Below are 22,504 nucleotides of genomic sequence, written 5' to 3'. Positions count from 1 at the left end.
GCCCGAGAGCCCGGGAACACGTGAGGCGAAATGGGGCGAAGTCTGTCGGCGCTGACGCTAAGGAGCACAGGTGACGGCCCGCCCGCCCGCGCGTGAACAGCAGGTGAACAGCACGCTGGGCGCCATGAACCCCCTGGTCGCAGGATGGAAACGATCAGGTCACATCGTGAGCGGTGCGCCGAGACGGGTGTGACTCGCACCGCCTCCGCGGCGCCCCTGGTCCACCCTCATCCGCTCGCCCCGGGCTCGTCGCCGGAGCGGGCCGCGCTCACTGCATGTCGACGAAGAAGAGCGCCCCGAAGACGATCACGAAATAGGCCACGACGAAGGCGAGCAGGAGCGTGCCGAGGATGCTGATCACGAGCCCGGCGATCGCGAAGCCGCGCCCCGACTTCACGGTCTCGGCCGACGGTGAGGTCTCGCGCATGCCGAGGATCGAGAAGACGAGTCCGACGGGGGCCGGGAGGCCGCTGCACAGGATCAGGGAGGCGAGGCCCACGATGAACCCGGTCAGTGCCATCGCGGAGGTCGGGGCGGGCATCGCGTAGACGCCGTGGTACTGCGCGGGGCCCGCGGGGCCGTACGGCGGGCCCATCGGGCCGTACGACGGGCCCACCGGGCCGTACGGGGCGCCGACCGGGCCCTGGCCCGCGCCGGCGGGGTCGGGCGAGGCGAAGGAGGCAGCGGGGCTGCCGCTCGCGGACCAGGTGCCGCCCCCGTAGGGGTCGCTGCTGCCGGAGGCCGTCCCGTAGGGATCGGAGACCCCCGGCTGCGACCCGTAGATGCCACCGGCCCCCGGGCCCGCCCCGTAGAGGTCGGCCACCCCGGGACCTGTCCCGTAGGGATCTGTGCCGTCAGCGCTCGTCGCGCCGGGGCCCTGCTCCCATGCGCCGTTGTCGGCGTACGGGTCCGCGGAGCCCGGCTCGGCGTCCCGCCCGTCGTGGCGCGCGTTCTCGTCGTGCCCGTTCGGGTCCCACATGCTCATCCGTCTCCCCTGCTCCCCTGTCCGATGGTTCCGTGTCCTCGAGCGCCGTGTCGTCCGGCGCTCAGCCGATATTGGGCAGATGGCGCTCGATGGCGACCACCGCCCCCTGTCTCGTCGTGTGCAGCATCAGTGCCTCGCCGGCGGCGAGGAAAGGGTCGCTCCGCGGCAGCTCGAGCGCGGCGCTGGGCCGGGCGACCTCGCGCACGGCCCGGACCACGGAGGGCAGCACCGGACGGTGCGTGCACACCACGGTGCCCTGCGCCTCGTGCAGCACCCGCTCGATCACGGCCCGGGTCCGGGAGGGATGGTCCTCGTGCCCGGCCTCGCTGAGCGGGTCCTTGGTGCGGATGGTCAGCCCCTCGATACGGGCCAGCGGATCGACCGTGTCCACGCACCGCTTCCACGGGCTGCTGACGATGCTGCGCGGGTCGAAGGCGTCCAGCAGCGGCGGCAGGGCCTGCGCCTGCTTGCGCCCCTTGGAGTTCAGAGGGCGGCTCTTCTCGCCCTTGCGCCACTTCGAGCGGGACAGCGCCGCGCCGTGGCGCTGCACGATGATCGGCACCGTCGCCAGTTCGTCGACGTCCTGGTACCGGCGCAGGGCCGCCAGGCACACCTGATCGCCCTGACGGGTCACCAGCTGCTCCGCCTCGTCCAGGTGCACCCATCTCACGTCGTCGATCTCGGCGGCGTCCACGGGGCCCGGCGCCGTCTTCGCCCGCACCGTCCCGCACCAGTACTGGACGATCTTGGTGCGGCCGTCGGGCAGCAGGTACACGGATGCCGGCAGCGGGCGGTGCAGACGCACCCGGTATCCCGTCTCCTCGGCGACCTCGCGCACGGCGGCCGCCGGGAACGTCTCGCCCTTGTCGAGCTTGCCCTTGGGGATCGACCAGTCGTCATAGCGGGGGCGGTGCACCAGCAGCACCTCGGTCCCCTCCTTCCCCTCGCGCCAGGTGAGGGCACCGGCGGCGAGGACGGGGGGCGGCTTCCCGGGAGCGACCTGCATCGATCAGCCCGTCTCTGCAGTGCGCATCTGCTCGGTGCGCATCTGCACGTCGCGACCCGACACGGTGAACCCCCACGCCTCGTACAGACGCAGGGCGGGGGCGTTGTCGGCCTCGACGTACAGCTCGACGCCGGGCACCCCGGCACGCTGCAGCCGGGTCAGGGACGTTGCCAGCAGGTACCCGGCCACACCGTGCCCCTGCACCGTGGGGGACGTCGCCACCACGTAGATCTCGGCGTCGGCCGGCCCGGTCGCGAGTCCGACCCCCGGCTCCTGCTTGACCCACACGAAGCCGACGAGCTCCTCGCCCCGGCGGGCGACCAGCAGGTCCTCGGGATCGAACCACGGTTCGGCCAGGCGCTGGTCCAGGTCGTCGCGGGTGAGGGCACCCTGCTCGGGATGGTCGGCGAAGGCGGCGGCGTTGACCTCGAGCCATGCGTCCGCGTCGCGGTCCACCTCGAAGGTGTCCAGGCGCAGGTCCTCCAGGGTGGGGGCAGGCACCTCGGGCACCGGGCTCGCCGCCGTCAGGTCGCGACGGAGGGTGAGCAGCCGACGGGTCTCGTGCAGACCGGCGCCGGTGAGGAACGCGAGGGAGGCCTCGAGCGCGCCGTGGGCCCACACCCCCGCGTCAGGACGCAGCTCGAGGGCGGCCCGCAGCAGGGCGGTGCCGTGCCCGCGTCGCCGCTGTGCGGGGTCGACCATCCCCTGGACGGTGCCGTCGGCCAGCACGCTCGCATAGCCGCTCAGCACCTGGAGCCCTCGGCCCGGGGTGCTCTCGGCGTCGTCCGGGCCGACCAGCAGGTGCTGGGCCCCGTCGCCGGTGAGTGCGAGGGAGGCCGCCTCGTCCAGCGGGGAGACCCCGTCGTGGACGGTGGCTGCCTCGAGCAGTTCACCGATCGCCTCGCGGTGGGACTGCGACAGAGCAGCCGTCGTGATCATGGGGTCCTTCCGGGGGCTCTGGGAGATGCTGAGTATGCCGCCACCAGGGGGCGCTCGTAGACTGCCACTGTAGCGCCCGTCCGACCACACCCGTCGGCGACCGCGAAGAGACCGGAACCGAGTGCGAGGGAGGCCCCATGACCGCTCCCGAGCGCGCTCCGCTCGGCGCTGCCCTGGCGCTCCTGCTCGCCCTGGTCTCCCTCACCGGCCCGGTCTCGCCGGTCCTCATGGCCGTCGCCGTCGCGGCGCTCACCCTGCTGGTCGGTGTCGCCTGGCCGGATCTGCTCGAGCTCCCGTCCCCGGTCGGCACCCGGTTCGTGGTCGCCGGCGTCGGGGTGTGCGGTGCCGTGCTCGCCGTGACCTCGACGGATCGGTTCTCGTCGGTGTCCGGGATCGTGATGCTCTGTGCGGTGGGGGTGTTCGCCGCCTTCGCCCAGCAGATGCTGCGCTCGGACCGGCGGGAACTGACCGCCTCGCTCACCGGCACGGTCGCCGGCGTGTTCGTCTCCGGGATCTCGGCGACCTGGGTGCTCGCGCAGGTCGAGGCGCTCTCGACCGGTCGCAGCGGCCTGGTCGCGGCACTCGCCGCCGGCCTGGCGGCGTCGCTCCTGCTCAACGCCACTCCGTTGCCCCCGACGCCTCGGTTCGTGAGTTCCGTCATCGTCGGCACCGGGGTGACCGCACTGCTGGCCACCAGCCTGGCGGGCACCGGCCTCCTGATCGCCGCGGGGCTCGGCGCGCTGGTCGCGGTCGGGGCGGGCGCCGCCCAGCTGCTGGTGGGCTCCTCGCTGATCGCCCGGGAACCGCTGCCCTCGCTCGCGGTGGGCGCGGTGCCGGTCGGCACGGCCGGAGTGGTGGCCCACCTCGCCGTGCTCCTGCTCCCCTGAGACCTCGCCGGGGACGATAGACTCGGCCCCATGTCCGCGCTCTCTCTGTTCTTCATCGCCCTGGTGGTCCTGGTGGGCCTCGGCACCTTGGCCTTCGCCGTCCTGGTGATCACCCGCCTGTTCGATCACTGATCGGCCGCTGCGCTTCTCATGCCCATCACGCTCGACACCTCGATGCCCGAGTCGCTGTACCCGCTGGCCTGGCTGATCGACACCTGGCACGGCGAGGGCGCCGTCCACCGGCCCGGGGACGCCGATGCCCCCGACCGACGGATCGAGCAGCAGCTGGTCTGCACCGCTCGCGAGGACGGCACTCTCGGCTGGCGCTCGACGATCCACGAGATCGACGACCCCGCCCCGCTGCCTCCGACCAGCGCCTTCACCCGCGACGACGACACCGAGCCGGCTCTGTCGGGAACCGGTGAGCGATCCCTGCTGATGCGCGAGGACGGCATCTGGACCGTCGGCGATCCCCTGCCGGGCCAGGACATGGCCGCCGCCCGCGCGGCGAGCCCCGGCGACCCCGCCGGATTCCTGTCCTACGCCCTCGAGGCGCATTTCGAGCGCCGCGACGGAGCCGACGAGAGCTGGTCGGGCGAGGTCCGCGGACCTCGGGTGCAGCTCGCGCTCGGCACCCCCGGCGCACCGGCCCAGGTCTCCGCGACCCGCATGTTCGGCTACGTCAGCGGGCGGTTGATGTGGCTGTGGGAGCAGCGCCTCCCCCAGAGTGCGCAGGAGTCCGACGCATCGACCATGGCCCCCTACCTCTCCGTGGAGCTCACCCGTGCCTGATCAGGACTCCCTGCCCACCCGCGGCATCCGCCCGCTGCTCAGCACCGGAGCCGTCCTCGGCGACGGCCCGGATGCGGCCGTGCCCGCCCACTACGGCGCCCCGCTGCGCGAGCAGCGTCGACTGCTGGACGGCCGCGCCGTCGTCGACCTCGGCCAGTTCGAGGTGCTCGAGGTGCGCGGGGCCGATGCCCGCAGTTGGATGACGACGGTCACCACGCAGGTCCTCGAGGGCACGCCCGTCGGCTCCTCCGCGAGCCTGGCCGTGCTCTCCCCGCGCGGCAGGGTCGAGCACCTCGCCTCCGCGGTCGTGACGGACGAGGACGCGCTGCTGCTGGTCCTGGACGCCGGCTGCCGGGAGGGCCTGCGCACGTACCTCGAGATGATGCGCTTCGCGGCACGGGTCGAGCTGACCGACCGGGACGACCTGCGGGTGCTGGGCGCCCTCGCGCCCGCTGCCGAGGTGCTCGGCGACCTGGGGCTGCCGGAGCCGGTCGCGACCTGGTCCGAGCCATGGCCCCAGGTGGCCCCGGGCGGGATCGCCTACGGTCCCGATCCGGACGATCCCGTCGGCGCCGTGCTCACCGTCGCCGACGCCGACGCCCTCGCCCGGCTCCCCTGGCGCGGTGAGCACCTGGCCGGGATGAGCTCCTGGGAGGCACTGAGGATCGCCGATCACCGGGCCCGCGCGGTCCGGGAGGTCGACGAGCGCTCCATCCCCCACGAGCTGGACCTGCTGCGCACCTCGGTGCACACCGAGAAGGGCTGCTACCGGGGGCAGGAGACCGTCGCGAAAGTCCTGAACCTCGGGCAGCCGCCGCGGCGGCTGGTCATGCTGCACCTGGACGGCTCGCAGGACGTCCCCGTGGCCCCCGGCGGCGAGGTGCGTCTGGGCGACTCGGACGGCAAGGTCGTCGGCACCGTCACCTCCGCCGCGCTGCACGCCGATCTCGGTCCGATCGCGCTCGCCGTCGTGCGCCGTGCGGTCCCGCTCGATGCCGCGCTGAGCGTGCAGGTCCTCGTCGGCACCGGCGACGGTGGGTCCGACGCCGTGTGGATCGACGCCTCGCAGGAGCCGATCGTGCTGTCCCGCGAGCACGGCGATCGTCCGGCCACCGCCAAGCTCTGACCCCACGGCGAGCCAGCACCGAGACGCCGTCGTCGCCACACGGTCGTCACGTCCGCGGCGGATTTTCCACGCCGTCACCACAGCATCCGCACCGCACTCCTACCGTCCGCCCCTGTGCGCACGGACCGGACCTGGAACAATGGTGCGCATGAGTGCACAGGGCGACCAGGAGGACTGGAGCCGACACCGGCAGCAGGTGTTCGAGGTCAAGGAGCAGGCGCTGCAGGCGGCCCGCGAGGAGGAGCACCTCCGGGCGACCTCCACCATCCGCGAGGCCATCGCGCGCTTCCGTGACGCCGGCATCCCCCCGATCCCGCTGCGGGCTCGGCCGTACACGGGATCCGGCACGATCCGCACGGCGCTGCAGGGCTGGTACCTCAAGCAGGACCGCTCCCTCGCCGTGGACACCGAGGGCAGCTACTACGTGATGCGGGTCGACGGCGGCCTGCTCTCCCGGCTGCGCGGCGCGACGCCCGAACCGACGACGGCCCCGCTGGTGGTGGGCCGCGGCGCGCGCGACGGCGACACCTTCCGTCTCGAGGAGCTGCTGCGGATGCGGCTCGAGGATCCGGTGCGCCCATGAGCCACAGCTCCGGGGTCCCCACCCGCACCTCTTCGATCCCCGTGCTCGAGCGAGCGCGCACGTCGGTGTCCACCTGGTTCACCACCGGACTGTCCCGGGGTCGCCGTGACGTGCTGACCGTCAGCCGGGCAGCCGTCGCCGCGGGTCTCGCCTACACGGTCTCCGCCGTGCTGTGGAACCACGAGCATCCGTTCTTCTCCTCGATCGTCGCCTTCGTCATCATCGGGTTCGGCATCGAGAAGAAGATGCGCAAGATCGTCGAGATGGCCTCCGGCGTGATGTTCGGAGTGCTGCTCGGCGAGGTCGCCCGGCAGGTCATCGGCTCGGGCACCTGGCAGATCCTGGTGGTGGTGTTCTGCGCCGGCATGCTGGCGCGGTTCATCGACAAGTCCAACCTGTTCGGGTTCCAGGCCACCATCCAGTCGCTGCTGGTGATGATCATGCCCATCACCCCGGGGATGACACCCGGCGGGCGGGTGCTGGACGCCGTGACCGGGGTGGTGGTCGCGATCATCATCCATCTGCTGCTCTCCGGGGATCCTCGGCGCCTGCAGAGCCGTGCCGCGATCTCCTTCTACCAGGAGCTCGAGGACTCCCTGGTCTCTCTCGCGCTGGCCGCGCGCAACGGTGACCGGGACGTCTCGCAGGCCGCGCTGGTGTCCCTGCGCGACACCTCGCAGAAGTACACCGACGAGTGGACGCTGGCCAACGACGTCGCCAACGAGATGGCGACCTTCTCCCCCTCCGGCCTGCGTCACGCCGACGACGTGGGGCGGCTGGAGCACCTGCTCATCGGGTCGGACCGGGCGATGCGGAACCTGCGCGTGATCGCCCGGCGGGAGACGGAGTTCCTCGACGCCGTCCACGGGGACGCCCATTCGACCCTGGCCGACGCGCTGCTGGCGGCGCGGGACGCCGTCACGGAGCTGCGCACCGCGGTCGCGCACGACGAGGTCGACTTCACGGCCGTGCGCCGCAAGCTGCAGCTGTACTGCTCCTATCTGACGCCGGACATGCTGCTGCGCAACGACGAGGGCGTCCGGCCGGGCAGGGCCGGGCATTTCGAGGGTGTGACCCTCACGATCCAGTTGCGCTCGCTGGCGATCGATCTGCTGCAGGCCACCGGGCTGACCGCTTCGGAGGCCAAGCAGTTCCTGCCCAGCCTGGTGATCGCGGCCGACGGCGACGCCATCGGCCCGCGCCCGATGACGATGGAGATGCGCGCCCTGGAGCCGCCGGCGACCACGGAAGCCCTCGAGCTGCTGATCACCGACCGCTCCGATCCCGACCGACGCCGCTGAGCCGCACCACACCGAGCCGACCCGGTCTCTGCGCTGCTGCGGAGAGTTCTGCGCTGTTACGGACCGGTCACCACACCGACATCGGTCGCAGCGGTACATGACCCGCTCCCGCCACCCGAGCGGAGCTCGCCCACGGTGCGCGCTCGGCGGAGAAGGGCCCGTCCGGGGGCTCGTCAGGTGCGTTCAGGCCTCTTCGGGCCTGTTGGGGCCTCTTCACGCCTGTTCAGGACTCTTCAGGCCTGTCCCGTATCCTGGAGCGATGGTCACCCTCATCCAGATGTGGATCTTCCTCGTGCTCGCCCTGGCCCTCCTGGCGGCCGAGGTCTGGGCCTTCGTGAACGCTCTGCGGTTCCGCGCCGACGCCTACGTCGCGGCCGGCAAGCGCACGAAGGTCTTCTGGTCCGTGCTCACCGGCGTGGCGATGCTGGTGGGCTTCCTGTCGCTGCCCGCGCCGATCGGCCAGGGCGGGGCGTCGATGCTGTTCATGCTGATCGGCATCGTCATCGCGGGCATCTTCCTGGCCGACGTGCTGCCGGCGCTGAAGCGGGTCATGGGACGCGCCGCCGGCAACCGCTGGTGACGCACGGGCCCTGACGCGGCCCAGCGTGTTCCGACACCTCTCGCCCTTCCTGGCGCCTCACGTCGCGGCGCCTCGCGCGTACCCCTAGGTGTTGCGGGTCATGACGTTGTGGTCACGGCGTATGGGATGAAGGAACGGGCCCCTGGACTGCACGATGGGTGGTGTCTAAGCAACCGTCTCGCAGGAAGAGGCCCGTTCCATGCACCACCGTAATGCGCCGCTGACCGTCGTTGGAAGGCAGCGAGCTGTCGCGCAGGTCATCGACTCCGGTCGCCCGATCGCCCACGTCGCGGCCGAGTTTCACATCGCTCGCACCACGCTCTCGAAATGGGTCGGCCGCTACCGCGAGCACGGCGACCCAGGCCTGCAAGACCACTCCAGCGCGCCGGCGAACCGCCCCACCCGCCTCCCGATCTGGGTGCTCGAGCTGATCGAGTCCTGGCGGCGGAAGAGGAAGTGGTCCGCGCGCCGGATCGCCCGCGAGCTCGCCGACGGCCACGGGTTCGCGTGCTGCGTGAGGACGGTGACGAGGTGGCTGGACCGCCTCGGCTTGAACCGGATCCGCGATATCACCCCAGACGGTGAGAACCTGCGTTCACCAGGGAAGATCACCGCCCGCTACCCCGGCCACATAGTCCACATGGACGTCAAGAAGGTCGGTCAGATTCCCGACGGCGGCGGCTGGCGGGCCCATGGTCGTGGCAGCGAACTGGCCCTCGCCGGCAAGCGCGCCCACAAGCAAAAGGTCGGCTACACCTACCTCCACTCCATGGAGGACGGCTTCTCCCGCCTGTCCTACACCGAGTCGCTCGAGGACGAGAAAGCGATCACGACCATCGGGTTCTTCCATCGCGCCCGCGTGTTCTTCGCCGCGCACGGCATCACCTGGATCACGCGGCTGGTCACCGACAACGGCAGCAACTACACCGCCTCAGCGTTTCGGCGATCGACCTGCGCTTTCATCTCCCGGCACCAGCGTACGAGGATCTACACACCTCGCCACAACGGCAAGATCGAGCGCTACCAGCGGATCCTGGCCGAGGAGTGCCTCTACGCCCGCCCCTACGGCTCCGAGACCGAGCGGCGCGAAGCGATCGCGATCTGGGTCCATCACTACAATTTCCACCGACCCCACACCGCCTGCGGCGACCAGCCCCCGGCCTCACGACTTCACACCGGCGTCGACAACGTCATGACCAACTACACCTAGGCCCCCTGCCCCCGATTCATCGTCTCTCCCACCGCGGAGATGACGGAACCCCGGAGCTGCAGCTCCGGGGTTCCGTCATTGTGCGGGGTCCGCCCGGGGGCGGCTCCGTACCAGCTCGTTCAGGCGTGGGTCCCGGCCGAGCGGAGGTTCTCGCAGGCCTCGACCAGGCGCGCGGCCAGTCCGGCCTCGGCCTTCTTGCCCCAGGCGCGGGGATCGTAGGCCTTCTTGTTGCCGACCTCGCCGTCAACCTTGAGCACTCCGTCATAGTTCTCGAACATGTGCGCCGCAGCCGGACGCGTGAAGGCGTACTGGGTGTCGGTGTCGATGTTCATCTTGATGACGCCGTAGTCCAGGGCCTCCGCGATCTCCTGCTCGGTGGAGCCGGAGCCGCCGTGCATGACCAGGTCGAACGGACGCTCGGTGCCGTACTCCGCACCGACGGCCCGCTGGATGTCGTCGAGGACCTTCGGGCGCAGCTTCACGTTGCCCGGCTTGTAGACGCCGTGGACGTTGCCGAAGGTGAGCGCCGTGAGGTAGCGGCCGTTCTCGCCCAGCCCGAGCTTCGCGGCGGTCTTCAGGCCGTCCTCGGGGGTGGAGAAGAGCTTGTCGTTGGAGACGTCCGCCTGGACGCCGTCCTCTTCGCCGCCGACCACGCCGATCTCGATCTCGAGCAGCTTCTTGGCCGCAGTGGTCTTGGCCAGCAGGCGCTCGGCGATCTCGAGGTTCTCGTCGACCGGCACGGCGGAGCCGTCCCACATGTGCGACTGGAACAGCGGGTCAAAGCCCTTGTTCACGCGGTTCTCGAGGTCCCACTCGATGAGGGGCTCGACCCAGGTGGGCAGGACCTCCTTGGCGCAGTGGTCGGTGTGCAGGGCGACGTTGATCGGGTAGTTCTTCGCCACCGCGTGGACGTACTCGGCGAGCGCGATCGACCCGGCGACGCGGTCCTTGATCGTGGAGCCGGAGAGGTACTCGGCGCCGCCGAAGGACACCTGGATGATGCCGTCGGAGTTCGCCTCGGCGAAGCCCTGCAGCGCGGCGGTGGCCGTCTGGGAGCTGGAGACGTTGACGGCCGGGTAGGCGAACTTGCCCGCCTTGGCGCGGTCGATCATCTCTGCGTACTGATCCGGGGTTGCGACTGCCATGAGGCATTCTCCTTCGCTGAAGAGAGGTCTGAGACGACCGGCGGTGCCGAGGCACCGCTCAGGGTCGTTCGATCGCACTCATTGTTCCACAGCGCGGGCCGAGGGCCGGGGCCGAGGGTCCTTGGTGGACACCGCCGTCAGCGCAGCGGCCCCTCGGGAAGCTCTGCATGCTGCAGGATCCAGCTGTGCATCGCAATCGCGGCCGCCGCAGCGACGTTGATCGAGCGGGTGGAGCCGAACTGCGTGATGCCGACGACGAGGTCGGCGGCGGCGAGGATCTCCGGGCTCACGCCGGGGCCCTCCTGTCCCACGACCAGAACGGCGCGGCGCGGCAGCGGGGCGCGCTCGAGCGGCATCGCCCCGGGAACCAGGTCGATCGCGACGAGCGGGCGCCCTTCCCGCCGGGCCCAGGCGATGAGGTCCGCGGCGTCGGGGTGATGGATCTCGTGCTGGTAGCGATCGGTGACCATCGCGCCGCGGCGGTTCCAGCGACGCCGTCCGACGATGTGGAAGGCGCCCACGGCGAAGGCGTTCGCGGTGCGCACCACGGAGCCGATGTTCGCGTCGTGCTCGAGGTTCTCGATGGCGACGTGGAGGTCGTGGCGGCGAGTGTCGAGCTCGGCCACGATCGCCTCGCGTCGCCAGTAGCGGAAGCGGTCCTCGACGTTGCGGCGGTCGCCGCCGGAGAGCAGCTCGGGGTCCAGGCGCGGGTCGGTCGGCCACGGCTCGGGGTGGGGACCGACCCCGACGGCGCGCTCCGCGGGCTCGGCGTCGTCGCGGGGCGGATCCGTCGCCCCGCCGTCGGCGGCGTCGTGCGCGGGCCCTTCCGCGGTGCTGTTCGCGTCCCCGTCGGCGGCGGGTCCCGGGTTCACCGGGTCTGCCCGTCGGACCGCGCCGAGGCCCCGTCCTGGGTCGTCCTCGCCGGCCGGGCCTCCCCTTGGCCAGGCCCCGTCGGGCCGCTCCCCTCCCTCGCAGAGCGCCCCTCGGGCCCCGTCGCCGTGCCTTCCGCACCCTCCCCGCTGGGCTGAGCGTTCTCCTCCTGTGCCAGGACCTCCGCGTCGGGATCGGGCAGGCCGAGCCGGCGACGGGACACCTCCCGACGGATCAGCTGGACGAGGAACACCAGTCCGATCAGGGCGATGATCGCGTAGACGACGTTGGAGAAGATGTCGGTGTAGGGCTCGATCACCGTCCAGTTGCTGCCCATGTAGTAGCCGATGGTCAGGAAGACGGTGTTCCAGATGGTGCTGCCGGCGACCGTGAGCAGCGTGAAGGTCCACAGCGGCATCGCGTACAGGCCGGCCGGGATGGAGATCAAGGAGCGCACCCCCGGCACCATGCGGCCGAAGAAGATGGCCTTGTGGCCGTGCTTGTCCATGAAGTCCACGGTCTTGTCGTAGTCGTGGACGTTCAGCAGCGGGAGTTTCAGGAAGATCGTGCGCAGACGCTCGGGCCCGAGCAGGCGACCGAGCCCGTAGAGGAGCCAGGCACCGACGGTCGATCCCGAGATCGAGGCCAGCAGCATCGCCCAGTAGGTGTTGTTCGGCCCGGCCGCGGCCACTCCGGCCAGCGGCAGGATCACCTCGGAGGGGATCGGGGGGAACAGGTTCTCCAGGAAGATCAGCAGGGCGACACCGAGGGCGCCGAGGCTGTCCATGGTGCTCACGGCCCAGTCGACGATGTTCATGCGGGTCTCCTCGAAGCTCGGTCGGCCGGCGTGGGCCGTCGGGCGGGACGGCGCGGTGGGAGCGGTCCGTCGAGGTCATCCCGTCGGCCGGATCCTCACTCGGCGCGTGCTTCTCGGTGCCGCTGCCACACCGCCCATGCTAGGCGGTCGCACGGTCGTTCCGCCCGCTCCGGTGACCGACTGCGCAGGACCTTCACCCGGACTGTCCCAGCTCCTCACGGCTCCCCGCGCCCCACTGCCCGGCGGCCGAGGGGCGGCCGCTCAGATCTCGAGCTCGGAGATGTCGTAGGCAGCGAGGTAGCGGTGGCCGGCTGCCTCGACGGCCTCCCGGGAGGCGTCGGAGCGGTGCACGATCACGGCGACGGCCTCGATCCGCGCCCCGGCCTCGGTGAGCGCCTCGCAGGCGGTCAGCACGCTGCCGCCGGTGGTGGAGGTGTCCTCGACGGCGACCACGCGCCGGCCGGTCACGTCAGGCCCTTCGATGCGGCGCTGCAGGCCGTGGGCCTTGTTCGCCTTGCGCACGACGAAGGCGTCCAGGGGCGTGCCGGTCGCCGAGGAGGCGTGGAGGATGGAGGCGGCGACGGGATCGGCGCCCAGGGTGAGCCCGCCGGTGGCCTCGACACCGGGCAGCAGGCCCTCGCGGCGCAGCAGGTCGACCATCACACGCCCGACCAGCGGTGCCGCCTCGTGGTGGAGCGTGATGCGGCGCAGATCGACGTAGTGGTCGGCCTCAGCGCCCGAGGACAGCGTGACCTGCCCGCGCACCACGGCGAGATCGCGGATCAGCTCGCGCAGGCGCTCACGCGCGACATCGATCGAGTCGGAGGGGGCGGGCTCAGTGCTGGTCTCGGGCATGGTTCCACAGTAGTGGACTGCGATGTCCATGCGCCCGTCGGCACGGCGCGCTCCCGGAGCGGGCCGCGGCGCGCTGCGACTGCTCTACTGTTCCTGGTCGCGCTGCCAGGGGGCGTGGAGCTTGCGCCGGGAGGCCTTGCGCCGGGAGCGCTGGACGGCCCGACGCTGGAGGCGCTGGTACCAGGTCGGCGAGGTCATCGCCCGCACCAGCGGCCGTGGCGCGATCCGGGAGAACTCCCCCGCGGTGCGGTAGGTGACCGAGGGGATCGACAGCACCGTGCCCTTGGCGGTGTCCTTGAGCGCCTGCTCGACGACGAACGGCGCCTTCAGCCAGGTGATGCGCGGAAGTCCGTCCATCGTCATCGAGGCGCGCTCGTGGAACTCGGTCTGGACGAAGCCGGGCAGCAGGGCGGTCGCGGTCACACCGGTGTCCTTGAGCTCCATCGCGAGGGACTCGGTGAACACGGTGACCCAGCTCTTGGAGGCCGCATAGGGGCCCGCCGCGGTGTACCCCGCCAGGGAGCTCACATTGAGGATCGCGCCGCGTCGGCGCTGGACCATGGTGCGGGCCGCGGCGTGGGACAGCACCAGCACCGCTTTCATGAGCGTGTCCATCTGCTTCTCGTGATCCTCGGCGCCGATCTCGAGGAAACCGCCGCGCAGCCCGTATCCCGCGTTGTTGATCAGCAGGTCCACCCGGTCGACGGGATCGGTGAGGCGCAGCGCGACCCGCTCCAGCCGCTCCCGGTCGGACAGGTCCGCCGAGAGGATCTCGACGTCGACGGTGTGGACGTCGCGGATCTGCTCGGCGACGGCGCGCAGGCGGTCCTCGTCACGTGCGACCAGCACGAGATCGTGCCCGGTGCCGGCCAGCTGCCAGGCGAACTCCAGACCGAGTCCGGAGGTCGATCCGGTGACAAGTGCGCGCGCCATGGCCCGAGTTTACGACTGTTCGCGGGGAAGCACGGGCATCTGCGCTCCCCCGTAGGATCGGCGTCATGCGCATCGCGACCTGGAACATCAATTCGCTGCGGGCACGGATGGAGCGCGTGCTCGCCTTCCTGGAGCGGCACGACGTGGACGTGCTGGCCCTGCAGGAGATCAAGGCGAAGCCCGAGCAGCTCGACCTGACCCTCCTGCAGGAAGCAGGGTACGAGGTCAGCGCCCATGGCCTGAACCAGTGGAACGGCGTGGCGCTGATCTCCCGCGTCGGCCTCCGTGACGTGCGCACCGAGCTGCCGGCGGTGCCCACCTGGCCCGAGGACGAATCCGGCGTGATCGAAGCTCGCGCGCTCAGCGGCGTGGTCGGGGACGGCCTGCGGATCTGGTCGCTGTACGTGCCCAACGGGCGCGAGCTCGACCATCCCCACTACGCCTACAAGCTCCGCTGGCTGGAGGCGCTGCGCGCGGAGGGGCAGCGCGATCTGGCGGCGGATCCGCAGGCCCGCACCGTGCTGGTGGGCGATTTCAACGTCGCCCCGGAGGACGACGACGTCTGGGACATGGCCTTCTTCGACGGCAAGACCCACGTGACCGAGCCCGAGCGCGCCGCCTTCCAGGCCGTGGTGGGTGCCGGGTACGCCGACCTGGTGCGACCGGATCACCCGGGCCCCGGCATCTACACCTACTGGGACTACCAGGCGCTGCGCTTCCCCAAGAAGGAGGGCATGCGGATCGACTTCCTGCTCGGCTCCCCCGCCGTCCAGGCGGCGGTGCGCGAGTCGTTCATCGACCGCGAGGAGCGCAAGGGCAAGGGCGCCTCGGATCACGCCCCGGTGGTCGTCGACCTGGAGTTCTGACCGGCCACCTCGTCCTGCGCGAGGTGCCCGAGGGCGCCACACGCGATGGAGCGGCGTCGCGATCAGTCGCGGCGCCGCTCCGGACGAGCCATCTGCATCGGTATCAGGCGTGCACAGTGTGTGGCTGCGGTGGCGCTTTCGACGCCTCACAGCCGGTCCGTTGCGGGGACCAGTCGCACGTGGGTTCCGGTGCCGGTATTCGTCGTTGTCCACATCACACTACGCCGGGGACGGGGCGCGTGCAAGCATCGGGGGTCGCAGCGTCCTTCCTCCCCAGCGGGTGGTTGTCCACCGCCGCGGACGGCGCAGTGCGCAGATGCTCCTGACGCGGCCACGATGGCCGCATGACCAGCACCACGACGCCACCGACCCGTCGATCCGCGCCCCGGGCAGACCTCGTCGACGCGGCTGTCCCCACCGAGGCGACGGACCGTTCCGGCACCGTCCCCCGCCGTCGGCGCACGCGATTCCCGCGACCTGCCTCGCGGTCGCTCGGGTCGACCGAACCGGCTCTTCAGGAGCGACCGGAGGTCCGCTGGCTGGGGTCCGACGAAACGGTGCGGGAGCAGGTGCGCGACCATGCCACGGCGGTGGGGATGGATCTCGCGGACGCCTCGTCGGAGAGCGGGGCCGCCGTCCTCGTCATCGATGATGTCGCTCTCGCCGCCGATGAGCACCCGCTGCCCGGGTCGCATGCCCCGCTGCTGGTGGTGACCGAAGGATCCGAGGTCCCCGTCACCGCCTGGAAGAGGGCCCTGAGCGCCGGCGCCCAGGCCGTGATCTCCCTGCCCGGCGGCTCCGAGGAGCTCCTTTCCCGGCTCGCCGAGCTCGCCCGGCCCCGCGCCGTCTCGACCGTGGTCGCCGTGACCGGCGGCTGCGGAGGCGCCGGTACGTCGAGCTTCGCCGCCCGTCTGGCGGCCGCGGCACGCTCCCACGGCCCGGTGGCCCTGGTCGACGCCGACCCTCTGGGCGGTGGTCTGGACCTGCTGGTCGAGGACGCGGGGTCCCCCGGTATCGGGTGGGCGGACGCGGCCGGCCTCGGGCCCGACGACGGCGAGGCCCTGCGAGCGGGACTGCCCCGGGTCGATGAGGTCTCCCTGCTGGTGGCGCGAGACCATGTGGGTCCCGACGTGTCCTCGCTCTCGAAGGTGATCTCGGCGCTCTCGCGACTGGGTGGGACCGTGGTCGTGGACCTGGCCGCCGACCTCGTGCCCGCCGCGGCGGAGCACGCCGACCAGCTCCTCGTGGTCGTCCCCACCACCGATCATGCGGTGCGGGCCGCCGCCCGCCGCCTGCGCAGCTGGCATCACCTCGAAGCCCCCGTCCAGGTCGTGGCGCGCCGACGGGGACCGCTGAGCCCGGCAGACATCTGCCAGGACCTTGCCCTCCCGCTGGCCGGTTCCTTCCGCGACAGTCCCCGCGGGGCGGTCCCCCTGCTCGATGTGCGCCGACGCGGGGCCGACCGCGCCGCCCGCCACCTGATGGCCCGCCTGTGCACGGAGCACTCCTCATGACGGCGTCGAGGGCCGCCGGGGACGAGGACCTCTCGACGCTCCTTGATCTCGTGCGCGAGGACCTGATCCGCTCGCCCGGCCCCGTCGACGTGCCGCGGATCGCCCGGGTGCTGCGTCGCCAGGGGCGGGTGCTCGGCGCCGCCTCGACCCTCGAGGTCACCGCCGTGATCCGTGATCACCTCGACGGCCTCGGCCCTCTGCAGTCCCTCGTCGGCCCCGGGGTGACCGACCTGCTGGTGAACGACGACGGGTCGGTCTGGGTCGACGACTCCGACGGGCTGCGACCCACCGCCGTGCATCTGAGCCCGCCACAGGCACGCGACCTCGCGGTGCGCCTGGCGACCGCGGGCGGGAGGCGGCTCGACGACGCGGTCCCCTGGGCAGATGCGCATCTGCCCTCGGGGATCCGCGTCCACGCCGTGCTGCCACCGCTGTCCCCCGGCGGGGCGGTCCTCTCCCTGCGCCTGCCCGCCGCCGAGAGCCTCGACCTGGAGGCCCTCGGCGAGCTGGGCGCCCTCGGGCAGCAGGCCCGCACGGTGCTGCTGGCCCTGGTCGGCGCCCGGGTGCCGTTCCTGGTCACCGGCGGCACCGGGACCGGCAAGTCGACCCTGCTCGCGGCGCTGCTGCGTGAGGCCCCGCCCACCGAGCGGATCGTGGTGGTCGAGGACGTCCTCGAGCTCGCCGTGGACCACCCGCACGTGGTGCACCTGCAGTCCCGTCACGCCAACAGCGAGGGCGCCGGCGCCGTGGACCTCACCACCCTGGTGCGGCAGAGCCTGCGGATGCGACCGGACCGGATCGTGCTCGGCGAGTGCCGCGGCGCGGAGATCCGTGAGCTGCTGCAGGCGCTGAACACCGGCCACGAGGGCGGCTGCGGCACCGTCCACGCCAACACCGCGGCCGATGTGCCGGCCCGGCTGGAGGCTCTCGGCGCCCTCGGCGGTCTCGATCGCGGCGCGCTCGCGGCACAGGTCGCCAGCGCGCTGGAGGTCGTGGTGCACCTCGGTCGACGCGACGGCGTGCGGGCGCTCGAGGAGATCGCGCTGCTCCACCGTGATCGTGACGGGATGCTGCGCGCGACCACGGCGCTGCGGGTCGATGAGGACGGTCTGCGCGACGGTCCGGCCGCCGCCGCCCTCGCCGAGCGGCTGGAGCGCGGCTCCCGTTCCGCGCCCCTCCCGGCGACGACGGCGGCGCCCGCGGCGGGGAGGCGAGCGGCATGATCCTCATGGCGCTCCTGGCCGCGCTGTGCCTGGCGTGGGTGGTGGCGCCGCCAGCGCTCCCTGAGGTCGCCCACCGTGCGGGCCCGCGCACCAAGCGCTCGGCCGCGACCACCCTCGAGGTGGCTCGGATGGTGGAGCAGCTGGCCACCGTGATCAGTTCAGGGGCCTCGATCCGCCGGGCCTGGGACGCGGTCGCCCGCTCGCTGCCCGGGGGCGAGCTCAGCGAGCTGGCGCGGGCCGCGGCCGCCGGGGCGGATCCGCGGCGCGCGGCCCCGGGACCCCTGCGCGGCTCAGAGACGATCAGCTCTCTCGGCGCCGCACTCACCGTGTGCGAACGCACCGGAGCGCCCACGGCCGGAATGCTGCAGGGACTCGCCGATGCCCTGCGCGATCTCCACGACGCCTCCCTGGCCCGGCGCACCGCCTTCGCGGGTCCCCGCTCGACCGCCCGGATCCTGTTGGTGCTGCCGCTGGCCGGGCTCGGGCTGGGGATGCTGCTGGGCGGGGACCCGCTGCGTCTGCTGCTCACCTCGCCGGGCGGGAACCTGCTGGGAGTCCTCGGTCTCGTGCTGACCGCGGCAGGTTGGTGGTGGATGCGGCGCCTGATCCACCAGGCGGACCCGCCCGCGGGCAGCCACGTCGACCCCTCGGTGGTGCTGGAGCTGATCGCCGGGGCTCTCGAGTCCGGTCTGCCCCTGGCCCGCTCCGTCTCCGCAGTCGCACAGGCCCTGCCCGCGGGACCGGATGCCCTGGTGCTGGGGCGGCTGGCCACCGCGCTCGAGGCCGGATTGCCCGCAGCGCTCGCCGCTGGGGACCTTCCACCCCAGTTCGCCCCGCTCGGGCAGTCCGCGGTCCTCGCGGAATCGGCCGGGGCGGATCTGGCCCGGGTGCTGCGCTCCGCGGCTCGGGACGGGCGACGGGGGCGGGCTCGTGACGCCGAGGCGCGGGCGGCCCAGCTCGCCGTGCGCCTGGTGCTCCCCACCGGGATCACGCTGCTGCCCGCCTTCGTGGTGCTCGGGATCATCCCGACCGTGATCTCCCTGCTCGGCGGCACCTTCGCACTCACCTCGGGCGGGGCGGCGATGACATGACCACCGTGCTGTCCGGGCTCGCCCCCGCGACCGGCCGCAATATGCCGGCGATGCCCCTGCGGTCCACTGCCCCGAGGTCGAGCCGGAACTCCCGGTCCGCCTCGGGCGGAACGGCCCGCGCCCCGCCTGCCGGCGGGCCCGGGTCTCCGGGAGTGCCGACCGCCCCCCTTGGTCGGCGCGCGGCGGCTCCGGCCGCCACATCAGGACGGCGAGCGCCGTCCCCACCGGGGCGGCAGATCGCCGCTCCTGCACCGGGCGGCCTGCGCCGCTCACGACACGAAGGAGGACTCCATGTCCGTCACGAAGAACCGGCTGCACCGCGGCCTCGACCGCGTGATGCGGGACGAGACCGGGGCATCCACCGCCGAGTACGCCATCACGGTGCTCGCCGCCTGTGGTTTCGCCGCCGTCCTGGTCGCCCTGCTGGCGTCCGGCGAGGTGCGAGAGCTCCTGCTCGGCATCATCACCTCGGCCCTGTCGATGGGCTCGTGATGACGCGGTCCGCCCGGTCGTCCCCCTGGTGGGACGACCGGGGGTCCGCCACGGCGGAGACGGCGATCGTCCTGCCCGTGGTGGTCGTGATGGTGCTCGTGATCCTGCTCGCCGGCGTCGGTCTGGGCACCCAGGTCCGGCTCGAGAGCGCGGCCCGCGGCGCCGCCCGCGAGCTGGCTCGGGGCGAGGACGCCTCTGCCGCGATCGCCATCGCCCAGCGGATAGGCGGCGAGGGCACTCACGTGCAGGTCTCGGGCACCGGGGTCTGGGTGCGGGTGGACGTCACCCGATCCCTGGAAGCCCCCACCGGTCCGCTGGCGGGGGCGCACTGGGAGCTGTCGGCCGACGCCGAGGCGCGACGGGAACCGCATCTGATCGCCGGCGGTGGACCGTGAGCACCGGGGCCGCTGGAGTACTGGCCTGGACCGGGGCCGCGACCGCGGCCGTGGCGGGCCTGTCGCTGCTGGGCACAGGGGTGCTGGCGACCTCGCAGGCGGCCACTGCCGCGGACCTCGCCGCCCTCGCCGGGGCCGACGCCCTCGCCGCGGCGAGCACGCAGCCCTGCACGGTGGCGGCCGAAGTCGCTTCCCGCAACGGTGCCCGGTTGACCAGCTGCGAGCGTCGCGACTGGGACGTGCTGGTGCGGGTCGAGGTCGATGCCTCGCCGCTGCCGCCGGCGGGTGCCAGGGCCCGGGCCGGCCCCGGGCCCGAGGAACTCCCATGAGCTCAGGGGTGCAGCAGCTGCAGCAGCTTCTGGGCCTCCGGCTTGGACAGCGGCTCGTTGCCGTTGCCGCACTTGGGCGAGACGACGCAGGCGGGGCAGCCCGCCTCGCACCCGCACTCGGCGATCATGTCGGCGGTCGCCCGCACCCACGCCTCGGCGTCGTCCGCCCCGCGCTCGGCGAATCCGGCACCGCCCGGGGCGCCGTCGTAGACGAAGATCGTCGGCTCGCCGGTGTCCTCGTGCTGGGCGGCCGAGACCCCGCCGATGTCCCAGCGGTCGCAGGTCGCCAGCAGCGGCAGCATCGAGATCGCCGCATGCTCGGCCGCGTGCAGGGCGCCGGGCAGCTCCTCGCCGGGGATCTCCGCACCGTCGGTCCGTGTTCGGGGGATCACCCACCAGACGGCCTTCGTGGTCAGGGTGCGCGGAGGCAGGTCGAGCGGGTGCTGGGCGAGCACCGTCTGCGTGAACACGTCACGCACCTGGTAACCGGTGACCTGGTCGGTGACGTCGACGGTGCCGAAGCACAGCTGCACGCCGCCCGACCAGGCGATCTCGCGGTCCGTCTGGCGGATGCGGATGGTCGAGGAGGACTGCGGGTGGGTGGAGTGCAGCGGGTCCTCGCGGCGGACGAAGGCGACCGCGCGCTCGACGTCGAGGTGGCGGACGACGTAGCTCGTGCGCTGATGGAGGTAGACGGCGCCGTCGTGGACCTGGGTGTGGGCGCTGGCGGCGTCGACGGTGCCGAGCAGGGTGCCGCTGGACTCCTCGACGATCCGCACCGGTTCACCGCCGCTGCCGCGCAGGTCGGTCAGCTCGTGCGCGGACTCGGTCAAGGTCCAGTACCAGCCGGTCGGTCTCGCACGCAGCACGCCCCGGGCGGCCAGGGTGGACAGCAGCTCCCGCGCGGTGGGTCCGAAGATCTCCTCCTCGCCGTCGCGGATCGCGAGCTCGGAGGCCGCGGCGCACAGGTGGGGCGTCATCACGTAGGGATTCGAGGGGTCGAAGACCGCCGCCTCGACCTCCGCGCCGAACACGGTCTCGGGATGGTGGACGACATAGGTGTCCAGCGGATCCTCCCGCGCGACGAACAGCGCCAGCGCGTCGCCGCCGCGCTCCTGGCGGCGCCCGGCACGGCCGAACTGCTGCCACAGGGAGGCGCGGGTGCCGGGCCAGCCGGCGATCACCACGGCGTCCAGTCCGGCGATGTCGATGCCCAGCTCGAGCGCATTCGTCGAGGCCAGCGCCTTGAGCTCCCCGGAGCGCAGTGCGTCCTCGAGCTCCCGGCGCTCCCGGGCCAGGTAGCCGCCGCGATAGGCGGCCACCCGCTGCGCCCGATCGGCGAGCTGCGGGGAGTGGGAGCGCTCGGACTTCTGCTCGAGCAGGCGCCGTGCCCCGCTCGAGACGAGCTCCGCCCCGCGCCGGGAACGGGCGAAGACGAGGGTCTGGACCTCCTGCTCGACGAGGTCGGCGAGAAGGGCCGAGGCCTCGCTGGTGGCCGAGCGGCGCAGCGGTTCCTCGGCATCGGGACGGCTCCCCGGGCCGCCGATGCTTCCGCCCTCTCCCCCGGCCTCTCCGGGGTCGACGGCGCCGACCCCCACGGCATCGTCCCCGGCCCTGTCGGGATCCGCCGTCGCAGTCGCGGCCGGACCGGAAGGGGTCTCCGGCGCGCCGCCCGGGCCTCGACCGTCGACCCGGGTACGGGTGCCCGGCTCCCACAGGCCCACCGTCAGCCCGGCGCGGGGCGAGGCGTCCTCGGTGACCGGGGTGACGTCCTGACCGATCAGTCGGCTCGCCGACAGCTCGGGATTCGCGGTCGTGGCGGAAGCCAGGATGAACGTGGGTTCGGCGCGATAGTGCGCCGCGATCCGTCGCAGTCGCCGCATCACCATCGACACGTGACCGCCGAACACGCCCCGGTAGCTGTGGCACTCGTCGATGACCACGTAGCGCAGCGCCCGGAAGAAGCTCGCCCACTGCTCGTGCCCGGGGAGGATCCCGAAGTGCAGCATGTCGGGGTTGGTCAGCACCACCGTGCCGTGACGCCGCACCCAGCGCCGCTGCTCGCTCGGGGTGTCGCCGTCGTAGACCGCGATCCGGGCGTCGCGGATCCCCGCCCCGTCGGACATCGCAGTGATGTTGGTCAGCTGGTCAGCGGCCAGCGCCTTGGTCGGGGAGAGGTACAGGGCGGTGGCACGACGCGCCGCGGGGTCGAGCTCCCGGGCACCGACGGCGGTGAGCACCGGCAGGAGGTAGGCCAGCGACTTGCCGGAGGCGGTCGCGGTGGCGAGGACCACGTTCGTCCCCTCGTGCGCCAGCTGCGCCGCCTGCTCCTGATGGGTCCACGGCGCGGTGATCCCCCGCTCCCCCAGATGCTCGAGCAGGCGCGGGTCCACCCAGTCGGGGAAGCTGCCTCGGCGGCCGGCCCGCGCAGGGCGCTCCTCGACATGGGTGAGGCACGTCCTGCGGATCAGCGGCTGCGAAAGGTCGGCCAGGAGGTCGGCCGCTCTGCCTGCCCGCATCCGCTCCTCGATCCCTCTCCATGGTGCACACCCGGTCTCCCGGTCC

23 protein-coding genes are annotated in these 22,504 nt (G+C 72.4%); 14 read left to right on the top strand and 9 right to left on the bottom strand.

Going from position 1 to position 22,504, the window contains the following annotated elements; translation table 11 throughout:
- Positions 1 to 268: 268 nt before the first annotated feature.
- From JOF43_RS14715 to mshD, 3 genes are all read right to left on the bottom strand, one after another.
- Positions 269 to 985 (bottom strand): DUF4190 domain-containing protein, encoded by a 717-nt coding sequence (locus JOF43_RS14715; protein WP_209903520.1) that lies wholly within the window; start codon positions 983 to 985, stop codon positions 269 to 271.
- 61 nt (positions 986 to 1,046) lie between these two features.
- A complete protein-coding gene (locus tag JOF43_RS14710) occupies positions 1,047 to 1,991 on the bottom strand; it encodes an NUDIX hydrolase (protein ID WP_209903518.1) in 945 nt (314 codons plus the stop codon).
- Positions 1,992 to 1,994: 3 nt separating this feature from the next.
- Positions 1,995 to 2,930, bottom strand: a complete 936-nt coding sequence (gene mshD / locus JOF43_RS14705; RefSeq protein WP_209903516.1) for a mycothiol synthase — start codon at positions 2,928 to 2,930, stop codon at positions 1,995 to 1,997.
- Between the two features lie 137 nt (positions 2,931 to 3,067).
- Between mshD and JOF43_RS14700 the strand changes: the two genes are divergently transcribed.
- The 7 genes from JOF43_RS14700 to JOF43_RS14670 all read left to right on the top strand — a co-directional run bounded on the left by JOF43_RS14700 (position 3,068) and on the right by JOF43_RS14670 (position 9,409).
- Positions 3,068 to 3,817: a hypothetical protein gene (locus JOF43_RS14700; protein WP_209903514.1), complete on the top strand. Its 750-nt coding sequence runs from the start codon at positions 3,068 to 3,070 to the stop codon at positions 3,815 to 3,817.
- 150 nt (positions 3,818 to 3,967) lie between these two features.
- Positions 3,968 to 4,609 carry a heme-binding beta-barrel domain-containing protein gene (locus JOF43_RS14695; protein WP_209903512.1) on the top strand — a complete coding sequence of 214 codons (642 nt, stop codon included), beginning with the start codon at positions 3,968 to 3,970 and terminating at the stop codon, positions 4,607 to 4,609.
- Complete coding sequence (gene ygfZ, locus JOF43_RS14690; protein WP_209903510.1) at positions 4,602 to 5,735, top strand: CAF17-like 4Fe-4S cluster assembly/insertion protein YgfZ; 1,134 nt, start codon at positions 4,602 to 4,604, stop codon at positions 5,733 to 5,735. The genes JOF43_RS14695 and ygfZ overlap by 8 nt, the downstream gene beginning before the upstream one ends.
- 148 nt (positions 5,736 to 5,883) lie before the next feature.
- Positions 5,884 to 6,318 (top strand): hypothetical protein, encoded by a 435-nt coding sequence (locus tag JOF43_RS14685; protein ID WP_209903508.1) that lies wholly within the window; start codon positions 5,884 to 5,886, stop codon positions 6,316 to 6,318.
- The gene (locus JOF43_RS14680) at positions 6,315 to 7,619 is read left to right on the top strand and encodes an FUSC family protein (protein WP_209903506.1); all 1,305 of its coding nucleotides are present in this window, start codon (positions 6,315 to 6,317) and stop codon (positions 7,617 to 7,619) included. The genes JOF43_RS14685 and JOF43_RS14680 overlap by 4 nt, the downstream gene beginning before the upstream one ends.
- Before the next feature lie 259 nt (positions 7,620 to 7,878).
- Positions 7,879 to 8,199: a DUF2516 family protein gene (locus JOF43_RS14675; protein WP_209903504.1), complete on the top strand. Its 321-nt coding sequence runs from the start codon at positions 7,879 to 7,881 to the stop codon at positions 8,197 to 8,199.
- Positions 8,200 to 8,398: 199 nt separating this feature from the next.
- Positions 8,399 to 9,409 (top strand): IS481 family transposase, encoded by a 1,011-nt coding sequence (locus JOF43_RS14670; protein WP_209903502.1) that lies wholly within the window; start codon positions 8,399 to 8,401, stop codon positions 9,407 to 9,409.
- 119 nt (positions 9,410 to 9,528) lie between these two features.
- On the opposite strand, the gene fbaA is transcribed toward JOF43_RS14670, so the two are convergent.
- The 5 genes from fbaA to JOF43_RS14645 all read right to left on the bottom strand — a co-directional run bounded on the left by fbaA (position 9,529) and on the right by JOF43_RS14645 (position 14,029).
- Entirely contained in the window at positions 9,529 to 10,554 is a 1,026-nt protein-coding gene (gene fbaA, locus JOF43_RS14665; protein ID WP_209903500.1) for a class II fructose-bisphosphate aldolase, read from the bottom strand.
- Positions 10,555 to 10,691: 137 nt separating this feature from the next.
- A complete protein-coding gene (locus tag JOF43_RS14660; protein WP_377783689.1) occupies positions 10,692 to 11,426 on the bottom strand; it encodes a TrmH family RNA methyltransferase in 735 nt (244 codons plus the stop codon).
- On the bottom strand, positions 11,423 to 12,241 hold the full coding sequence (locus JOF43_RS14655) for a DedA family protein (RefSeq protein ID WP_209903498.1): 819 nt from the start codon (positions 12,239 to 12,241) through the stop codon (positions 11,423 to 11,425). Before JOF43_RS14655 ends, JOF43_RS14660 begins: the two co-directional genes overlap by 4 nt.
- A gap of 261 nt (positions 12,242 to 12,502) precedes the next feature.
- Entirely contained in the window at positions 12,503 to 13,096 is a 594-nt protein-coding gene (locus tag JOF43_RS14650; protein WP_209903496.1) for an orotate phosphoribosyltransferase, read from the bottom strand.
- 84 nt (positions 13,097 to 13,180) lie between these two features.
- Positions 13,181 to 14,029: an SDR family NAD(P)-dependent oxidoreductase gene (locus tag JOF43_RS14645; RefSeq protein ID WP_209903494.1), complete on the bottom strand. Its 849-nt coding sequence runs from the start codon at positions 14,027 to 14,029 to the stop codon at positions 13,181 to 13,183.
- Between the two features lie 65 nt (positions 14,030 to 14,094).
- Between JOF43_RS14645 and JOF43_RS14640 the strand changes: the two genes are divergently transcribed.
- The 7 genes from JOF43_RS14640 to JOF43_RS14610 all read left to right on the top strand — a co-directional run bounded on the left by JOF43_RS14640 (position 14,095) and on the right by JOF43_RS14610 (position 19,939).
- Entirely contained in the window at positions 14,095 to 14,895 is an 801-nt protein-coding gene (locus JOF43_RS14640; RefSeq protein WP_209903492.1) for an exodeoxyribonuclease III, read from the top strand.
- A 344-nt stretch (positions 14,896 to 15,239) separates the two neighbouring features.
- Entirely contained in the window at positions 15,240 to 16,409 is a 1,170-nt protein-coding gene (locus JOF43_RS14635; protein ID WP_245354562.1) for a CpaE-like family protein, read from the top strand.
- Positions 16,406 to 17,632 (top strand): TadA family conjugal transfer-associated ATPase, encoded by a 1,227-nt coding sequence (locus JOF43_RS14630; protein WP_209903490.1) that lies wholly within the window; start codon positions 16,406 to 16,408, stop codon positions 17,630 to 17,632. The genes JOF43_RS14635 and JOF43_RS14630 overlap by 4 nt, the downstream gene beginning before the upstream one ends.
- Positions 17,629 to 18,723: a type II secretion system F family protein gene (locus tag JOF43_RS14625; RefSeq protein ID WP_209903489.1), complete on the top strand. Its 1,095-nt coding sequence runs from the start codon at positions 17,629 to 17,631 to the stop codon at positions 18,721 to 18,723. Before JOF43_RS14630 ends, JOF43_RS14625 begins: the two co-directional genes overlap by 4 nt.
- Positions 18,724 to 19,014: 291 nt before the next feature.
- Positions 19,015 to 19,215 carry a DUF4244 domain-containing protein gene (locus JOF43_RS14620; RefSeq protein WP_209903487.1) on the top strand — a complete coding sequence of 67 codons (201 nt, stop codon included), beginning with the start codon at positions 19,015 to 19,017 and terminating at the stop codon, positions 19,213 to 19,215.
- Positions 19,215 to 19,610 (top strand): TadE family type IV pilus minor pilin, encoded by a 396-nt coding sequence (locus JOF43_RS14615; protein ID WP_209903485.1) that lies wholly within the window; start codon positions 19,215 to 19,217, stop codon positions 19,608 to 19,610. Before JOF43_RS14620 ends, JOF43_RS14615 begins: the two co-directional genes overlap by 1 nt.
- Entirely contained in the window at positions 19,607 to 19,939 is a 333-nt protein-coding gene (locus JOF43_RS14610; protein WP_209903483.1) for an Rv3654c family TadE-like protein, read from the top strand. Before JOF43_RS14615 ends, JOF43_RS14610 begins: the two co-directional genes overlap by 4 nt.
- Positions 19,940 to 19,941: 2 nt before the next feature.
- On the opposite strand, the gene JOF43_RS14605 is transcribed toward JOF43_RS14610, so the two are convergent.
- The gene (locus tag JOF43_RS14605) at positions 19,942 to 22,458 is read right to left on the bottom strand and encodes a DEAD/DEAH box helicase (RefSeq protein WP_209903481.1); all 2,517 of its coding nucleotides are present in this window, start codon (positions 22,456 to 22,458) and stop codon (positions 19,942 to 19,944) included.
- Between the last annotated feature and the right edge of the window lie 46 nt (positions 22,459 to 22,504).

The organism is Brachybacterium sacelli, assembly GCF_017876545.1.
GTDB classification, from domain to species: Bacteria; Actinomycetota; Actinomycetes; order Actinomycetales; family Dermabacteraceae; genus Brachybacterium; species Brachybacterium sacelli.
This window is presented reverse-complemented; position numbering and strand designations above follow the sequence as displayed.

What these genes read in the sequence shown, in the direction of transcription:
- JOF43_RS14640 (WP_209903492.1), top strand. Translation starts at nt 14,095, where the DNA reads ATGCGCATCGCGACCTGGAACATCAATTCGCTGCGGGCACGGATGGAG.
- mshD (WP_209903516.1), bottom strand. Translation starts at nt 2,930, where the DNA reads ATGATCACGACGGCTGCTCTGTCGCAGTCCCACCGCGAGGCGATCGGT.
- fbaA (WP_209903500.1), bottom strand. Translation starts at nt 10,554, where the DNA reads ATGGCAGTCGCAACCCCGGATCAGTACGCAGAGATGATCGACCGCGCC.
- JOF43_RS14680 (WP_209903506.1), top strand. Translation starts at nt 6,315, where the DNA reads ATGAGCCACAGCTCCGGGGTCCCCACCCGCACCTCTTCGATCCCCGTG.
- JOF43_RS14695 (WP_209903512.1), top strand. Translation starts at nt 3,968, where the DNA reads ATGCCCATCACGCTCGACACCTCGATGCCCGAGTCGCTGTACCCGCTG.
- JOF43_RS14655 (WP_209903498.1), bottom strand. Translation starts at nt 12,241, where the DNA reads ATGAACATCGTCGACTGGGCCGTGAGCACCATGGACAGCCTCGGCGCC.
- JOF43_RS14710 (WP_209903518.1), bottom strand. Translation starts at nt 1,991, where the DNA reads ATGCAGGTCGCTCCCGGGAAGCCGCCCCCCGTCCTCGCCGCCGGTGCC.
- JOF43_RS14645 (WP_209903494.1), bottom strand. Translation starts at nt 14,029, where the DNA reads ATGGCGCGCGCACTTGTCACCGGATCGACCTCCGGACTCGGTCTGGAG.
- JOF43_RS14630 (WP_209903490.1), top strand. Translation starts at nt 16,406, where the DNA reads ATGACGGCGTCGAGGGCCGCCGGGGACGAGGACCTCTCGACGCTCCTT.
- JOF43_RS14635 (WP_245354562.1), top strand. Translation starts at nt 15,240, where the DNA reads ATGACCAGCACCACGACGCCACCGACCCGTCGATCCGCGCCCCGGGCA.
- JOF43_RS14670 (WP_209903502.1), top strand. Translation starts at nt 8,399, where the DNA reads ATGCACCACCGTAATGCGCCGCTGACCGTCGTTGGAAGGCAGCGAGCT.
- JOF43_RS14700 (WP_209903514.1), top strand. Translation starts at nt 3,068, where the DNA reads ATGACCGCTCCCGAGCGCGCTCCGCTCGGCGCTGCCCTGGCGCTCCTG.
- JOF43_RS14625 (WP_209903489.1), top strand. Translation starts at nt 17,629, where the DNA reads ATGATCCTCATGGCGCTCCTGGCCGCGCTGTGCCTGGCGTGGGTGGTG.
- JOF43_RS14675 (WP_209903504.1), top strand. Translation starts at nt 7,879, where the DNA reads ATGGTCACCCTCATCCAGATGTGGATCTTCCTCGTGCTCGCCCTGGCC.
- JOF43_RS14620 (WP_209903487.1), top strand. Translation starts at nt 19,015, where the DNA reads ATGTCCGTCACGAAGAACCGGCTGCACCGCGGCCTCGACCGCGTGATG.
- JOF43_RS14650 (WP_209903496.1), bottom strand. Translation starts at nt 13,096, where the DNA reads ATGCCCGAGACCAGCACTGAGCCCGCCCCCTCCGACTCGATCGATGTC.
- JOF43_RS14715 (WP_209903520.1), bottom strand. Translation starts at nt 985, where the DNA reads ATGAGCATGTGGGACCCGAACGGGCACGACGAGAACGCGCGCCACGAC.
- JOF43_RS14605 (WP_209903481.1), bottom strand. Translation starts at nt 22,458, where the DNA reads ATGCGGGCAGGCAGAGCGGCCGACCTCCTGGCCGACCTTTCGCAGCCG.
- JOF43_RS14685 (WP_209903508.1), top strand. Translation starts at nt 5,884, where the DNA reads ATGAGTGCACAGGGCGACCAGGAGGACTGGAGCCGACACCGGCAGCAG.
- JOF43_RS14615 (WP_209903485.1), top strand. Translation starts at nt 19,215, where the DNA reads ATGACGCGGTCCGCCCGGTCGTCCCCCTGGTGGGACGACCGGGGGTCC.